Origin of the sequence: Pandoraea vervacti (assembly GCF_000934605.2) — a bacterium.
GTDB lineage: Bacteria > Pseudomonadota > Gammaproteobacteria > Burkholderiales > Burkholderiaceae > Pandoraea > Pandoraea vervacti.
Map to the genome: position 1 here is coordinate 2,805,955 of NZ_CP010897.2, position 15,814 is coordinate 2,821,768.

A 15,814-nucleotide genomic window follows, 5' to 3' on the forward strand; every position below is an offset into this window, starting at 1 on the left:
CGGAGCCGACATGACGCCGCTCTCCACACTGCGTGTCCAGTTCAATGCCGATTACACCTTCGCGCATGCGAAGCGCGACGTCCCCGCCTTCGTGGCGCTGGGCATCTCGCATCTCTACGCGTCGCCGGTCTGGACCGCCATGCCAGGTTCCACGCACGGTTACGACGTCGCCGACCCGGGGACCGTCAGCGACGTGCTTGGGGGCGAGGCAGAACTTCGAAGTCTGCATGACCAACTGGCGGCGCAGGGTATCGGCCTCGTGCTCGACATCGTTCCGAACCACATGGGCAACGGCGAGCAAAATCGCTGGTGGCAGGACGTCTTGCGACGCGGTGCCCAAAGTCCCTATGCCCGATATTTCGACATCGACTGGAACGGCAACGCCGACGTACCGGCAGGCAAAGTTCTGTTGGCCGTGCTCCCCGAGCCGTTGGCCGACGCACTCGCCCGCCGTAAGCTCTCGGTGATGCGCGCACTGAGCGGCGAGGCTTCGTTCGCGTACGACGGCGCACGCTGGCCCGTCGCGCCGGAGACGTCCGCCATTGCCGGTGACGCGCGTGCGGCAAGCGACTGGCAAGACGTGCTCGCACGACAGCATTTCCACCTGACGCACTGGCCGCTCGCCCGAGACGCCCTGAATTGGCGAAGGTTCTTCGATATCAGTTCGCTCGTTGCCGTTTGCGTCGAACGTCCGGAGGTCTTCGAAGCCGTTCACGCCCTCACCCTTCGCTTGTTCGCCGATGGCGTTATCGACGGCGTGCGCATCGACCACGTCGATGGGCTCGTTGATCCGGGCGCCTACTGTCGCAAGTTGCGCGCTGCGTTGCGTGAGCGCGCGAACGGACGCACTGCGGGACGCAACAAGGGACGCGATAGGAGACGCGATAAGGGACGCAATAGCGGTCATGAGCCATGGATCGTCGTCGAAAAGATCTTGATGGACGGCGAACATCTCGACCCGCGCTGGGAGACCGATGGCACGACGGGTTACGACTTCATGAACGATGTCGGCGCGCTGCTTCACGACTCGCGCGGTGCGGCGGCATTGGACGCGCACTGGCGAACGAGCACAGGCGACATGCGCGACTTTGGCGAGCACGTGTGCGAAGCCCGCCAGCAATTGCTGCGCGAGCGTTTCGGCAGCGAGATCTCGCGTGCGGTGGGAGCGCTCGCGCGGTTGATCGATGCACATGGTCGCGCGCGCGACTTCGGTGTGGCGAGCCTGCGGCGGTGTGTTTGTGCGCTCGCGTCGTCGTTTCCCGTCTATCGGGGCTATCCACGCCATTCCGAGAATTCCGATGCCGAGAAAGCCATATTCACTTCGGCGCAGGCAGGCGCGAAACGCCTGCTTCATCCGCTCGACCACGCCGCGCTGGCGCAACTCGTCGAGTGGCTGACGCCCACGGAAGATCCGTCGCCGCTGCGGCGCGAGGCGCAAATCCGTTTCGCGCAGGTGACGGCCCCGCTCGCGGCGAAGGCGGTGGAGGATACCGCCGGATACCGCTGGGGACGTCTGCTCTCGCGCAACGACGTGGGCTGCGATGCGTCGCGCCTGGCGATGCCGCTCGACGTCTTCCATCAGGCGAACGCCCATCGCGCCCGGCACTGGCCACGCGCCATGTTGACGACGGCGACCCACGACCACAAACGCGGCGAGGACGTTCGCGCACGGTTGGCCGTGCTCTCGGAGATTCCGGCGCAATGGGGCGAGGCGGTAGACGGGTGGCGCGCCGAGAACGAGCGCTTTCGAGCGCATGCTGCGCACGCGCCGGACGTTGCCCACGAACTCATGCTGTACCAGACGTTGCTCGGCGCGTGGCCATGTGAGTGGACAGGCACGCGGCCCGCCGCCGCATCGTTGCGCGCGTTTGCCGGGCGCATCGCCCAGTGGCAACGAAAAGCGCTTCGGGAAGCGGGCGTCCGAACCTCGTGGGTCGCACCGGACGCCGCCTACGAAGACGGCTGCGGCGCATTTCTGCACGAGATCATGGCAGACCCCGCATTCGTCGCGTCGATGCAGGGGTTCTCCGATGCGCTCGCCCCGGCAGGGGCACTGAACGGCCTCACGCAGACGTTTCTCCGGCTGACCTGTCCGGGCGTGCCGGACACTTATCAGGCGAGCCTGGGGTGGGATCAGACGCTGGTGGACCCGGACAATCGTCGTACGGTGCACGTCGATGCCGTGATGTCGCGCCTGTCCGGATCGGGCGACTCGATGGCCGGGCAGCACCGGCAGGACCCACAGGTTTGGCGCTCACTGATGGCGCGATGGTGGGATGGCGACGTGAAACTGGCCCTGCTATGCCATCTCCTGCATCTGCGCAAGTCATTGGCGTGCGCCTTCGCCCATGGCGACTACGTTGCCCTGCGCGCCCATGGGCCTTGCGAGCCGCACGCCATCGTGTTTGCCCGCGTGCCCCCTGCCGGATCCGGCGCCGCAGTCCTCTGCGTGGCAACGCGGCATGCCGCACATCATCTCGGCGCCACCGGCGGATCGGCACAAAGGACGCAAGGGACGCAAAGGGCGGAACAGGCTCACCGCGTACCCTGCTTCCGCCCGCAAGACTGGCAAGACACGGCGATCGACGCGAGTCCCGTGTCGCGTACGGGACGCTGGCGCAACTGCCTGACGGGGACAGCGATCGGCGCCAGCGCCGATGGCACGTTGCCGGTAGCGCAAATCCTCGACGCCCTCCCCGTCGCTGTACTCACCGAAGCCTGAACGGCGTCGTCAGGCGTACTGCGCGTCGATCCAGGCCCGAGCCACGACGGACGCCTCTTCCAGTGCCGCCTGTTCCTCCGGATGCGTATCGTCCTTTAACGTCTCGACTTCATGGTGTCCGATCATCCCTTCAATGATCTGCACCAACGCTTTGCCGGTGAACCCGCCCTTCGGATGCGGCAATGCCGAACAGATGACGCTGTAATCTCGGTAACGGAATGTCAGAACAGCGGCCATATCAGATTGCGCGCCAGCCAGCGCTTTCCTCCCTGATGAAGTGCCGGTGCTTCGAGACGGCGTCGACGAAATCGTCGAGCGTCTGTGCGTCCGGCGTCGTACCGAAACATATGCCCGGGTCCTCCTCATCCGGGGTGATCCCGGCGGCGTCGAGCAGTTGCCGCCCTTGACCAAGGGCAAGCAGCGTCTTGCAATGGCGGAACTGATTGCGAACGAATTCCAACGCATATCCGTTGCAGCACAACCTGTCCACCGCCGGGTCTCCGGAGGGAATCACGACGGCATCGAACAGGAAACCGGGCTGGCTGTCGAGGGCGGCATCCGCGTCGATCGCGCTCCCATCGGACGCCGGGCAGATGCCGATGTGCTCGCCCACGAGCCGCACGTCGGCGTGCTGCGCGCCAAGCGCCTGCGCCACCGCCCTGACGACGTCGACATCCGCGCCCTCAGTCACCAATATGGCGATCTTACGCCCGGCGATTCCCACCTCTCCCGGACGCGCTTCCATCGCAAGCGCCGGCGAACGGTCGACCTCGGGCGCCGCGGGCGCGTCCGCGGCCGGCGGCATGGGGTCCGGCAAAGGCATTCCGAGACCCTTCGCGATGGCCGCCGCCATCGGCTCCGACACGTTGCGAAGCATCGACAGCATGCGTCGTCGGATGCCCGGCACGGTGACATGACTCAGTTCGAAGCGGTAGGCCTGCACGATATGCCGCTGGCCCGCGGGCGACTGGCTTTCATAGAAGAGCGTCGCCTGCTGGAAGTGCTCTGCAAACTTCGCCGGTTTGCCGCGCATCTCGACACCGCCCTCCGGCACGGGTTCCGGGAACGGGACATATCCAGTCGAACCCGCCTGAAACGGGCATCCGCCGCCCATCGAGTTCGGGTCGTAGGCAACGCGCCCGCGATGAATCGTTTGACGGTGCATGCCATCGCGCTGATGATTCTGTACCGGCACGATGGGGCCGTTGATCGGCAACTCATGGAAGTTCGGGCCACCCAGGCGACTGATTTGCGTGTCGAAGTACGAGTGGATGCGCCCGGCGAGCAACGGATCGTTGGTGAAGTCCACGCCCGGCACGACGTTGGCCACGCAAAACGCTACCTGTTCCGTTTCGGCGAAGAAGTTGTCCGGGTTCCGATCGAGCACCATCCGCCCGATGGGTGTAATCGGAATCAGTTCCTCCGGCACGATCTTCGTGGCGTCGAGGACATCGAAGCTGAACGTGTCTGCCTGCGCCTCCGTAAAGATCTGCACGCCCAGTTCCCACTCCGGAAAGTGACCGTTTTCGATCGACTCCCAGAGATCGCGGCGATGAAAGTCGGGATCCGCACCCGAAATCTTCACGGCCTCGTCCCAGACCAGCGAATGCGTGCCGGAGCGCGGTGTCCAGTGGAACTTGACCAGTTTCGATACCCCGCCTGCATTCACGAAACGATAGGTATGTACGCCAAACCCCTGCATCGTACGGAAGCTGCGAGGAATGGCGCGATCCGACATGAGCCACATCATCATGTGCGTGGATTCGGGCGAGAGCGAGATGAAATCGTAGAACGTGTCGTGCGCCGACGCGGCCTGCGGCATCGCATGATTCGGCTCCGGTTTCACGGCGTGAACCAGATCGGGAAACTTCATGGCGTCCTGAATGAAGAACACCGGCATGTTGTTGCCGACGAGATCCCAGTTGCCCTGATCGGTGTAGAACTTGACGGCGAACCCTCGCACGTCGCGTGCCGTGTCCTTGGAGCCGCGCTCGCCCGCGACGGTCGAGAACCGCACGAATACCGGCGTGCGCTTCCCGGCTTCGGCAAACGGCGCCGCACAGGTGAGTTCGGTGAGCGCGTCGTACGACTCAAAGTAGCCGTGCGCGGCAGAGCCTCGGGCGTGAACGACGCGCTCGGGGATCCGCTCGTGGTCGAAATGCGTGATCTTCTCGCGCAATACGAAGTCCTTGAGCAGTGCAGGACCGCGCAGCCCGCCGACGAGCGAATTCTGGTTGTCGGCGACGGGCACTCCCTGATTCGTCGTGAGCGGCGTACCTTCCGCGTCGGCCCGCACGCGCGAGAGCTCGCCCGTGACGTTATTCACGCCGGGCTTCGCGGCCCCACCGGTCTTGGGCGTGGCGTGCCGCTCGCCCAGCGTGCTGGCGCGCGCCATGGGCGACGGGGACTTCGACGTGTCGCCTGTCTGGGGTAAGGCTGCACCCGGCCCGTATTCCGCTTGCTTCTCCCTGTTGTACGGCATGCCGTCGACGGTTTGGCACACTTCCCTCGATCGCGTGACGCCCGGATCGCGAATCGTTGCGTCCGGCGCCGAGGCCGGACCGCCGTCCGACTGACGAAACCCGCTCTCGGCGGCGAATGCAGGCGTATCGCTGTCTGCGAAAGAAGGGGCGCCGGACTGCGGCGTTTTACGACGGGTCATGGATATCTCCCTGGCATATGCGCGTCATTTCGTGTTGGCGACCGACGTGGCGAGCTTGCGCGCCATCGTCAGGTGCTGCTGCAAGGTCGGCAGCGTGGTGCGGGCGAACGCCTTAATTTCGGAATCCTGTCCGGCGCTCGCCTCACGTTCGAACAGCCGGACGGCCTGCTCGTGCGCTGCGGGTCCCGCTGCCGCGACATAGGCCACGTCGAAGTCATGGCCCTGCCTGGCCGTGAGCGTCTGCAACTCCGGGTTGACCTCCGCGGCGGCAGGAACGCGAATCCCCTTGCGCGCGGCGATCTGCTGCAACTGGTTGCCTGCCTTGGTGTGGTCGGCGACCATCTGGCGGGCAAAGTTCTTCACGTCGGTATTGGCCGAGCGCTCCAGCGCCAGTTGACTGGCCTGCACTTCGAGCGTTCCGGCGCGTCCCGCGGCGTCGACGAACGACGCATCGTCCCCCCCGGGCGGATGCGTCATGCGATCCGTGTCGCGCGGCTTGCCGGGATCGACCATGTCGGCCCCGCCAGGCGTCGGTTCATGGGGCGTGAGCGGATTCTGCGCCACCGCCATGATCGGGGTGGCCAGCGCCAGCTCGGCCAGCAAGCCGCAGAAGCGTCGAATGAACCGTCGAACGAAGCGGCGATGACTGTGATGTTTGCTGCGATGCGTGAGTTTCATGACGAATCTCCTCGAAGTCATGGGTCGCAACCCGCAGGGAAACCTAGCCGCCGACCGCCGAGCCGCCGTTCGGGTGCAGCGTCTGCCCGGTCATGTAACTGCCGTCGCGGCAGGACAAGAGGACGTAGCACGCGGCCAGTTCATCCGGTTGCCCGGGGCGCTTGAGCGGCGTATTCGCACCGAACTTGGCCACCTGATCGGCGCTGAAGGTCGAAGGAATGAGCGGTGTCCAGATCGGTCCGGGCGCTACCGCGTTCACGTAGATGCCCTTCTCGGCAAGATTGGCCGCCAACGCCCGCGTGAACGAGACGATCGCGCCCTTGCTGGCGGAGTAGTCGAGCAACACCGGGTTGCCGTGATAGGCCGTCACCGACGCGGTGTTGACGATGCGTGCGCCCGGTTTCATGTGCACCAGCGCAGCCTGCGTCATGAAGAACATGCCGAAGACATTGGTCTGAAACGTCCGAAGCAATTGCGCCTCCGAAATCTCGGTGAGGTCTTCGCACACATGTTGCTCGCCCGCGTTGTTGACCAGCACGTCCAGATGACCGAAGGCCTTGACGGTCTTCTCCACGGCATTGCGCGCGGCCTCGCGGTTACTGATGTCCGCCTCGAGGGTCAGGCATTTGCGACCGGTCTTTTCGATCAGCTCGCGCGTAGTGGCGGCATCTTCCGATTCCTTGAGGTAGACGATGGCGACGTCCGCCCCCTCTTTCGCGAACGCTACGGCCACCGCGCGACCGATGCCGCTGTCGCCCCCGGTGACGATGGCGGCCTTGTCGATCAGCTTCCCGCTGCCGACATACTCCTTGGCGGAGTCTTGCGGCTTCGGATCCATCTCGGCTTCCACGCCGGGCTGGTGCTTCTGCGTTTGCGGCGGCGGGGTTTGGGGTTGTTGGTTGGTCGTCATAGATCGGGCTCCTTTGCGGTTGGAGAGCGCGAGGGTTGCGCAGGTGCAAGCGGCGAAAAGTCGCGCCACTCGCCGTCCTCCCACACGCCCTCGGTGTGTTGAATGTCGTTCGCACCGGCGTTGCGAAGCACGGTCATCGCCGATTCCGGCGTTTGTGACGTGACACGGGCGGCGACGATGACTCCCGCGTCGCGGGCGTCGTAGGTCTGCGCTTTCGCACGGCGGCTGCGCATGCGCGACAGTGCTCCGGCGAGCGCACCGCCGTAGCCACCCACGAATGCAGCGATGATCGGGATAGGCCACCACGGCATGCCGAATCGATAGATCGTCACGCCGATGGCGCCACCCACGATCAGGCCCGCTACGAGTCCAAGAATGGCGCCGAAGCCCCCGGGGCGGGCGCCGGGGTCGGCGTGCATGTCGCCGCCGATGGGAAAGCGGGCGTGCTGGCCGGCCGGGTTGAGAAAGAAGACCGACACGTCATCGGTCCCGAAGCGCCGGGCGTAGAGTCGGCGGGCCGCATCGCCCGCCTGCTCGAAGGTGTCGAATCGGCCTACCACGATCGTTGCCATGCCGTGCCTCCTGGATCGTGTCGACGCGATACATCACATCAGCCTGCCGAGTTCCTTCGATACGGACGCCGGCGACTTGTACTCGATGTCGGGAATGTGCTGGAGCGTGTCGAGCACCTTTCGATCGGCATGCTGGTCGCGTGCGCAAGCGAGCAGCTCCGCCTTGCTGCACGGATAGTCCATGCCCTTGAGCGCCTTTTGAACGTCAACCGGGCTTGGCGGCTGTTGATGTCCGGTCTGGTGACCGCCCTTGTCGTGCGTGGCCTTGTCGCCCTCGTGCGCGCGCGATCGGCTGAGTTCGTGACCGGTATGTTGCTGGCGATGCGTCATGATCTGGCTCCAATCAAAGTCTTGCGGGGTTGATGGGACTGATGGGACTGATGGGACTCATGGGACTCATGGGACTCATGGGACTCATGGGACTCATGGGATTCAGGGAAATGGCGTGACGCTAATGTGCCGCGTGTTTGCGCATGCGAGTGAGCGCGGTGCACGCGAGCACCGCAGCGCCTACGGCCAGTGCGCCGCTCAGGCGGGGCCGCTTGGCCATCGTGGTGTACGGACAGCTTCGAAAGACGACGCCGTCCATGCCTTCTCGCTCCTGCAGGTCGCGGCCCGGTTCATGCAGCGCGTTTTCGTCGCGCGGTCTTGGCGGCTTGTCGGTTCGCTGCGTACGCGAGAAGAGGTTCGATGCCATCCGGTCGAACAGGCCCGGCATGTGATAAGCACTCGACGACATCAGCTTGGCGGCAGCGCCCACGAACAGATCGCGGTGCGGGTGTGAAGCGGCATGCAGAATCGCGTCTGCTGCCAGCGCCGGGTCGTAGATCGGAGGTGGCAGCTTTGGCTCTACGTCGAGATAGTTCTTCGCGTGCTTGACGAACATCGTGTCGAGCGCGGCAGGCTTGATGAGGGTGACGCTGACCGGCGCCTGTACGGCTTCCAGTTCGAGCCGTAGCGAATCGGTGAATCCCTTCACGGCGTGCTTCGACGCGGCGTACGCGCTTTGCAGGGGAATCGGCGCGTCCGAAGCTTCACTGCCCATGTTGATGATGGCGCCGCCCACACCGTCCTGTTTACCGCGCAGGTACTCCGCTGCCACGAGCGAGCCGTGCACCACGCCCCAGTAGTTCGTATCGAAGAGCTTGCGCTGGTCGTCGAGCGGAACGTCGGACGCCGCGCCGAAGATCGAGACACCCGCGTTGTTCACCCACGTATCGAATCCACTGAACGCTTCGATGGCCTTCACGGCCACATTGCGCATTTGCTCGGCGTCGCACACGTCCGCCTTGACCGCAATGGCTTGCCCGCCCTGCTCGCGGATCTCCTCGCACAACTGCTCCAGGGCAACTTCGTTACGCGCGACGAGCACGAGTTTGGCGCCGCGACGGGCGGCTTTGCGGGCCGTGATCAGCCCGACGCCACTCGTTGCGCCCGTAATGACGATGGCTTGTTCGGCGAGCGGTTTCAATGTGTAGCTCATTCGGGAGACTCCTGACTGACGTGCTGATGGGCGTACTGCTCGATGTGCGGTAAAGCGGCCGATGAACCACTGAGGCGGTGAACGCCGCCCACATCGCATTGCAGCGGCATGACGTGCCGCTCGCCATCCGTTTCGTCAGGGACGATGAATGGACGTTGCCACGGTGAATATGGCGGCGAGTGGGGAAACCAGGCGTGTGGCGGAACGACCACGGCCGGCGCGCACCGGCGTTGAACGATGGGTAGGGCGACATTCATACGTACCTCCGGAATGCGGCTGGCGACGGCAGGTATTGCCCTCGCCTCCCTGCAAGCGATGCAAGTCGCGTTCCATGTCGTTCGCACGCCGGCCCACTGCGGCGCGTGCCGCGTAACGCCCTGAGCACAGGGCCTGCGAGCGGGCATTGCGCGAATCGACGACCGGCGCACCGCGTCATCGCGCCGGCCGCTGGCCGGACTTTTGTCCAACGTTTTGTAAGAAAGGTCGGCAAACACAAGCGGCGGCGCAAGCCAATGCGCCCTGCATCACCGGCTCGATAGGTTCGGCCGAACAGAAGAATGCCGCTGTCGAGAAGCGTTGCACGTCGTGAAATGGGACCGCAGCGATGTGGCCGCAACGCGATCGCCGGCGCGCAGGAACACCGTGAGCATGAGCGCGTCCTGCCGCTTGGCACGCCATTTGCACCACACACATAACGGCGCCGATACCTGACGCTCCCTGCCCAGCCGGAGTCACCCGTCATGCAAAAAATAGCTTTGATCAGCGAGCACGCTTCGCCGCTGGCCGCCATCGGTGGGACCGACGCCGGCGGCCAGAACATCTATGTCGCCAATGTGGCCCGCCAACTCGTCTCGCGCGGCTACCGGGTCGACGTCTTCACCCGACGCGACAGTCCGCTGCTGCCGGATGTCGTGCCCGTGGGCCGCAATATTCGCGTGATCCACGTGCCAGCGGGCCCCCCGTGCGAGATTCCGAAGGAGCAGTTGTTGCCGCATATGACCGAATTTGCCGCGTTCATGGTGCGGTACTGCGCACAGGCATCGCCGCGCTACGACATCCTGCACGCGAATTTCTTCATGTCCGGTCAGGTGGGGCTGCGTGTGCGGCAGGTGCTGGAGATTCCGCTGGTCGTCACCTTTCACGCGCTCGGGCATGTGAGACGCCAGTGTCAGGGCGCGTCCGACACGTTCCCCGAGGAGCGTATCCAGATCGAGAGCGCGCTCGCGCGCACGGCGGACGCCATCATCGCCGAATGCCCGCAGGACGAAATCGATCTCGTCACGCTCTACGATGCCGATCCACATCGCATCGAGATCGTGCCGTGCGGCTTCGACGCGCAGGAGTTTCATCCGGTCACCCGCACCCACGCCCGTGCGGCCCTCGGGTGGGACGAAGACGAGTTTTCCGTCCTGCAACTCGGACGACTCGTGCCGCGCAAGGGCATCGACAACGTCATCCACGCGTTGCGACTGCTACTTGACGACACGACCAGTGAGCGCAGCGTGACGTTGCATATCGTCGGCGGCCCGGATTACGAGGCGGACGTGACGCGTTGTGAAGAGCTCGCTCGCCTGTCTCGTCTGGCCGAAGACGCGGGCGTTGCCGCGCACGTCGACTTCGTTGGACGCCGCGACCGCGATGCATTGCGCGACTTCTACAGTGCCGCCGACGTGTTCGTCACCACACCCTGGTATGAGCCGTTCGGCATTACGCCGGTGGAAGCCATGGCGTGCGCCACGCCGGTCATTGGGAGCAATGTGGGCGGGATCCGCACGACAGTCGTCGACGGCGAGACGGGTTTTCTCGTTCCCGCCCGGCAGCCCGAGGCGCTGGCCGAGCGTCTGGCGCAATTGCGCGACGACCGCTGTCTGGCGCATCGGCTGGGACTGGCCGGCGCCCGACGCGCCAATCGATATTTCACCTGGAGCGGCGTCGCAGACCAGCTATGCGCGGTCTATTCGCGACTCGCGAGCGCACAACGCAGCAAGGCGACCGTCGTGCCGCTGCCCCCCGTGCGTACCCTCACCGTCAAACCGGCGGCGCCGGTCGCCGCCCCGCTCAAGGAGAGCATCCGATGAAGGAACTGCATCGCAAGCGCGTTCTGGTGACAGGAGGTGCGGGATTTCTGGGGTCGCATCTGTGCGAACGGCTCGTGCTCGCCGGTCACGACGTGTTATGTGTCGACAACTTCTACACCGGCGTGAAGGACAACATTGCGCATCTGCTCGACGCCGGCAACTTCGAATTGATGCGACATGACGTCACCTTCCCGCTGTACGTGGAAGTCGACGAGATCTACAACCTCGCGTGTCCCGCGTCGCCGGTCCACTACCAGCGCGACCCCGTACAGACCACCAAGACCAGCGTGCATGGCGCGATCAACATGCTGGGGCTCGCCAAGCGTACCGGCGCGCGTATTCTTCAAGCATCGACGAGCGAAGTCTATGGCGACCCGGGCGTGCATCCGCAGGCCGAGTCGTACTGGGGCAATGTGAATCCCATCGGTCTGCGAGCGTGTTACGACGAAGGCAAGCGGTGCGCGGAGACCCTGTTCGTCAACTATCACCGGCAACATGGCGTGGCCACGCGGATTGCCCGTATTTTCAACACGTACGGGCCGCGCATGCATCCGTTGGACGGACGAGTGATTTCGAACCTGATGACACAGGCGCTGCGCGACGAGCCGTTGACCGTATACGGCGACGGTTCGCAAACACGGGCGCTGTGCTATGTCGACGATCTCGTCGACGGACTGATTCGGCTCATGACGTCCGATGTACCGCCGGAGGTGCCTGTCAATCTCGGCAGCGACCATGAACTGTCCATGCTGGACGTCGCACGCGAGGTGCTTCGGGCCACCGGTTCGACAGCCACCGTCGAGTTCCGGGCGCTGCCCTCCGACGATCCGCAACGCCGCTGCCCCGACTTGACGGCCGCGCGCAAGCATCTGGGTTGGGCGCCGTCGACTTCGCTCGCCGACGGCCTCGCGCACACGGTTCGCTACTTCTCCCAGCGGCTCGCAATGCTCTCCCAGGTCTCGCGCATCGACGCGCGGGCGACGCCGACCGCTTCGCTGTCACCGCTGAGCAACGCACCGGTGTAATGCCGGAACATCTGCATCGTTATGTGCGGCGGGATCGGCGGCACGTTCGGGTCGGTGACGACATCGAGCACGACCGGGCGATCCGCCGTGAACGCTTCGCGCCATGCCGCGCCGAGGTCGTTCGGATCTTCGACGCGAATCCCGCCGAGCCCCAACTGGCGCGCGTAGGCGGCATAGTCGAAGGGCGGCAGCGACTGCGACACGGCAAAACGCGGGTCGCCCTCCTGCGCGCGCTGCTCCCACGTCACCTCGTTGAGATCGCCATTGTTGAGCACCAGCACAGCCAGACGCGGGTCGTCCCATGTCTGCCACAGGTTCGATAGCGTGATCAGTTCGTTGATGCCGTTCATCTGCATGGCGCCGTCGCCTTCGAGCGCGATGACAACGCGTGTCGGATGCGCCATCTTCGCGGCGAGTGCATAAGGCATGGCGGCCCCCATCGACGCGAGTCCGCCGGAGAGCGACCCCATCATGCCCTCCCTCAACTGCACGTCGCGTGCATACCAGTTGGCCGCAGTGCCCGAGTCGGCCGTGACGATGGCGTTATCGGGCAACTGTTGCGAGAGCTCGCGAAACACCCGCTGCGGATTGATCGGTCGGGCATCCGATGCCGCGCGTCGGTCCATGACGCGCCACCAGCGGGCAACACGCTCCTGTATCTGCTGCCGCCAGTCGTCGTTGTGCCGCACGTGAAGCCGGGGGAGCAACGCTTCGAGCGTCGCGCGTGCATCGCCGACCATCGCCACATCCATCGGGTATCGCAAGCTCAGCATGCGTGGGTCGATATCGATCTGTACCCCGCGCGCCTGCCCCTCCTCGGGCAGGAACTCGGCATACGGAAACGCCGAACCGATCATCAGCAGCGTGTCGCATTCGTTCATCAACTCCCAGCTCGGCTGCGTGCCCAGCAAGCCGATCGCGCCGGTTACCCACGGCAAGGTGTCGGGAATGACAGCTTTGCCGAGCAGTGCCTTTGCCACGCCCGCCTCCAACCGGTTCGCCACGTCGATGACGCGCGCGCCCGCGCCCAGCGCGCCGGCGCCCACGAGCATGGCAACCCGGTTGCCCGCGTTGAGGACTTCGGCGGCGGCATCCAGTTCGTCGTCCGACGGCACGATGTGGCGCGGCCCAAGCCTCACGCCGTCGCGAATGGCGCCGCTTCGCACCGTGCCGTGAACGCGTGGCGGGACATCGACCGCCGGAAGATCCTGTACATCGTTCGGGACGATGACGCACGTCACGGTGCGCTGGTCGTGTGCGATACGCATGGCGCGGTCGATGACATGGCGCGCCTGTGCGGGTGTGACGATCTCCTGCACGTATTCGTGCGCCACGTCCTTGAACAGCGCGTGCAGATCGACTTCCTGCTGAAAATCCCCACCCAGGGAGGCGCGCTTTTGCTGTCCGACGATGGCCACGACCGGCTGGTGGTCGGCCTTGGCGTCGTACAGCCCGTTGAGCAAATGGATCGCGCCAGGGCCGGATGTCGCCAGACACACGCCGGTCTCGCCCGTGAACTTCGCGTGGGCGCAGGCCATGAAGGCGGCCATCTCCTCGTGGCGCACCTGCACGAACGCGGGATCATTCTTCGCGCGACCGAACGCGCCCACAATGCCGTTGATACCGTCGCCCGGATAGCCGAACACTCGCTGTACGCCCCACAAGCGGAGTCGCTCAAGCAGAAAATCTCCCACACGCTGTGACATGACAATGTCCTCCCGGTAAATACCTGATTAGCGCAAGGTTCGTGCCGCATTCGGGTGTTTTCCGAGGAATGACCTTGACGGGACCACTGGAGGGCGGGAGGCGCACCGAGGCAGATCGAGGCGGATCCGATGCGTGTCTCGCCGACGCGTCGGACGGCTATCGGGTAATTTTCACAGTGGGGTTGAAAAAACGGCATGCCGGGACGGCCCTGGTCGAGCGTTCGCCCTTCCCTTAGCGCGAGGTCAGCGTAAGTATCTGACGCGCCAGCGAACGCAACTCGACAGGCTTGGCGACATAGGCTCCGAACCCTTCGGAAAGCGCCTGCCGACGCAGCGCGTTGTCAGCGTGTGCGGTCACCGCGACCAGCGGCACGTCGGGCTGACTGCCCCGGGCGGCGAAAACCTCGCGCAACTGCCGTGCGAGCCAGAACCCGTCTCCGTCCGGCATCGCCAGATCCGACAGTACGACGGACGGCATGGACTCGTGCAAGGCAGCCAGCGCTTCCTGTCCACTGCCGACTTCGCGCACCTCGGCGCCGAGAGTGCGCAAGGCGGCGGCCAGACTCTCGCGCGACGGATCGTCGTCGTCGACCAGCAGGATGCGCTGTCCCTGAAGTACCGTCGACGGGTGCGTCGGCACGACGCGTGCATCCGGTGAAAGCAAGTTTGTGGCAGGTCTGTCGTATGGCAAACGTACGGTAAAGCGACTGCCGGTGCCGACACCGCGACTGGCCACCTCCACACTGCCGCCATGCAATTCCGCGATGTGCCGGACGATCGAAAGCCCCAGTCCCAGTCCGCGACGCGGGGACACCGGTGCATCCGACTCGCGCCGGAAAGCGTCAAAGACATGCGGCAGGAATTCGGGCGCGATGCCCTGCCCCGAATCGATAACGGACAGACGCAGCCATCGGGCGTCCTGCTCAAGCGACACCTCCACGTGTCCGCCGCGCGGCGTGAACTTGATGGCGTTCGACACCAGATTCGTGAGCATCTGCCGCAGCCGCTCGCCGTCGGCCAGCAACATGCCGGTCGGCGCCGACATGCTCGATGTGAGCGTGACCCCTTCGGTGTTCGCCATGGTCTGCATCGTCACCGTGACGTCATGCACGATACGCTCCAGGTCGACCAGCGCGCGCTCCAGCCGCAGTTTTCCGGTAGCGAGCGACGAGACGTCCAGAATGTCGTCGACCATGTGCGCCAACGAGCGTGCGCTGCGGTCGATCGCGTCGACGGCCTGCGACTGCATGGTCTGCCCCGACGGGTGCCGAAGCACCTCCACCCACCCGTAGATGGCATTGAGCGGCGTTCTCAACTCGTGTGAAACTGTTGCGAGCAACTCATCTTTCATGCGATTGGATGTATCGGCCTGATCACGTTCGTCGCGCGCGCCGCGCAGCGATTGGCGAATGCGGCGATTGTCGAGATGTCGGGAACCTTCGTCACGCATGAGGACCGTCGCGCCGACACATTGGCCCGCGCTGTCGCGCAAGGGCGCGCTGGAGAACGTCGCACGAAACGGCCGCCCGTCGGCACGCAGACATACGACATCGACTGCCGTCGCACGCGCAGCTTCGGCACTTTGCGGCAGGCGCAACGGGTGCTTTCTGAGCCAGTGTCGCGCAATGAACCGTGTCGCGACCTGTCCTACGGCCTGATCCGACGATACCCCGAACATGCGCTCGGCAGCCGGATTCCAGTGAGTGATGCGAAGCTCGGCATCGACGCTCAACGTTGCATTGGGCATGGCATCGAGCACACGCTGGGCCGCACGCGCACTACCGGTGCGGTGGGTCCAGCACGCGGCCAGCGCGATCACCGGCACGTAGATGAGCCCGGTGAGTTCAGCGACGCCAGGCGGCGTGCGGGTCCTCAGAACGAGATCGATCGCCAAGGCCGCCACCGTGACCCCGATGAGCGCCGCCCCGCGTCCGGCACGAAACTTGCTGCTCATGACGGCCACCGCATTGATCGAGGA

Annotated in this window: 12 protein-coding genes; 3 read left to right on the top strand and 9 right to left on the bottom strand. The window is 64.9% G+C overall.

Annotated features, from left to right (window positions below):
- Positions 1 to 10: 10 nt before the first annotated feature.
- Positions 11 to 2,722, top strand: coding sequence for a malto-oligosyltrehalose synthase (gene treY / locus UC34_RS12400; RefSeq protein WP_044455785.1), 2,712 nt, complete (start codon positions 11 to 13; stop codon positions 2,720 to 2,722).
- 9 nt (positions 2,723 to 2,731) lie between these two features.
- Here treY and UC34_RS12405 read toward each other — a convergent pair whose 3' ends face one another.
- The 7 genes from UC34_RS12405 to UC34_RS12435 all read right to left on the bottom strand — a co-directional run bounded on the left by UC34_RS12405 (position 2,732) and on the right by UC34_RS12435 (position 9,027).
- Positions 2,732 to 2,959, bottom strand: a complete 228-nt coding sequence (locus tag UC34_RS12405; RefSeq protein ID WP_044455786.1) for a hypothetical protein — start codon at positions 2,957 to 2,959, stop codon at positions 2,732 to 2,734.
- 1 nt (position 2,960) lies between these two features.
- Positions 2,961 to 5,384, bottom strand: a complete 2,424-nt coding sequence (locus UC34_RS12410) for a catalase (protein ID WP_044455787.1) — start codon at positions 5,382 to 5,384, stop codon at positions 2,961 to 2,963.
- A 24-nt stretch (positions 5,385 to 5,408) separates the two neighbouring features.
- Positions 5,409 to 6,062 carry a DUF4142 domain-containing protein gene (locus UC34_RS12415; protein ID WP_084070591.1) on the bottom strand — a complete coding sequence of 218 codons (654 nt, stop codon included), beginning with the start codon at positions 6,060 to 6,062 and terminating at the stop codon, positions 5,409 to 5,411.
- Between the two features lie 43 nt (positions 6,063 to 6,105).
- Positions 6,106 to 6,972 (bottom strand): SDR family oxidoreductase, encoded by an 867-nt coding sequence (locus UC34_RS12420; RefSeq protein ID WP_044455788.1) that lies wholly within the window; start codon positions 6,970 to 6,972, stop codon positions 6,106 to 6,108.
- The gene (locus UC34_RS12425; RefSeq protein ID WP_044455789.1) at positions 6,969 to 7,544 is read right to left on the bottom strand and encodes a hypothetical protein; all 576 of its coding nucleotides are present in this window, start codon (positions 7,542 to 7,544) and stop codon (positions 6,969 to 6,971) included. Before UC34_RS12425 ends, UC34_RS12420 begins: the two co-directional genes overlap by 4 nt.
- Positions 7,545 to 7,577: 33 nt before the next feature.
- On the bottom strand, positions 7,578 to 7,874 hold the full coding sequence (locus UC34_RS12430; protein WP_044455790.1) for a DUF2795 domain-containing protein: 297 nt from the start codon (positions 7,872 to 7,874) through the stop codon (positions 7,578 to 7,580).
- A gap of 121 nt (positions 7,875 to 7,995) precedes the next feature.
- Positions 7,996 to 9,027, bottom strand: a complete 1,032-nt coding sequence (locus UC34_RS12435) for an SDR family oxidoreductase (RefSeq protein WP_044455792.1) — start codon at positions 9,025 to 9,027, stop codon at positions 7,996 to 7,998.
- A 740-nt stretch (positions 9,028 to 9,767) separates the two neighbouring features.
- On the opposite strand from UC34_RS12435, the gene UC34_RS12440 reads away from it, so the two are divergent.
- Complete coding sequence (locus UC34_RS12440; RefSeq protein ID WP_063389833.1) at positions 9,768 to 11,105, top strand: glycosyltransferase family 4 protein; 1,338 nt, start codon at positions 9,768 to 9,770, stop codon at positions 11,103 to 11,105.
- Positions 11,102 to 12,130, top strand: coding sequence for a UDP-glucuronic acid decarboxylase family protein (locus UC34_RS12445; RefSeq protein WP_044455793.1), 1,029 nt, complete (start codon positions 11,102 to 11,104; stop codon positions 12,128 to 12,130). The genes UC34_RS12440 and UC34_RS12445 overlap by 4 nt, the downstream gene beginning before the upstream one ends.
- On the opposite strand, the gene UC34_RS12450 is transcribed toward UC34_RS12445, so the two are convergent.
- Together UC34_RS12450 and UC34_RS12455 are read right to left on the bottom strand one after the other, a co-directional pair.
- Positions 12,028 to 13,836 carry a thiamine pyrophosphate-requiring protein gene (locus UC34_RS12450; RefSeq protein WP_044455794.1) on the bottom strand — a complete coding sequence of 603 codons (1,809 nt, stop codon included), beginning with the start codon at positions 13,834 to 13,836 and terminating at the stop codon, positions 12,028 to 12,030. The two genes, UC34_RS12445 and UC34_RS12450, sit on opposite strands and share 103 nt — an antisense overlap.
- Before the next feature lie 232 nt (positions 13,837 to 14,068).
- Positions 14,069 to 15,790, bottom strand: coding sequence for a PAS domain-containing hybrid sensor histidine kinase/response regulator (locus UC34_RS12455; protein ID WP_157123177.1), 1,722 nt, complete (start codon positions 15,788 to 15,790; stop codon positions 14,069 to 14,071).
- Between the last annotated feature and the right edge of the window lie 24 nt (positions 15,791 to 15,814).